We start from the raw sequence: 390 nt of genomic DNA on the forward strand, positions 1-390 counted from the left end.
CAGCGCCAGGAACACGAACAGCACCGACAGTCCGAAGATATAGACAGCGGCATTGCCGGTGTTGCGCTCCTGGTAGGCGAGCTCGGTCCATTCATAGGAGGTACCGGCCGGCAGCGTCGCGGCGGTGATCTTTTCCATCGATGCCAGCGCGTCGCCCGTGGAAACGCCGGGCGCGGCGTTGCCCTGCAGCGGCACCGAGACGTACATGTTGTAGCGCTGGACCAGTGCCGGGCCGGTGACGTCGCGGATCTCGATCAACGTGCCGAGCGGAACCAGCGCGCCGGTCGCCGAGCGGACCTTCAGTTTCAAGATGTCGGCGCGATCGAGGCGGAACGCCTGGTCGGCCTGCGCCCGCACCTGGTAGACGCGCCCGAAAGCGTTGAAGTCATT

General features: G+C 65.6%; 1 protein-coding gene. It reads right to left on the reverse strand.

The features are described 5' to 3' along the window. On the reverse strand, positions 1–390 hold a 390-nt coding region (locus EN857_RS33465; RefSeq protein ID WP_135897685.1), incomplete at both ends, for an efflux RND transporter permease subunit.

Source organism: Mesorhizobium sp. M4B.F.Ca.ET.214.01.1.1, assembly GCF_004791545.1.
Taxonomy (GTDB): Bacteria; Pseudomonadota; Alphaproteobacteria; order Rhizobiales; family Rhizobiaceae; genus Mesorhizobium; species Mesorhizobium abyssinicae.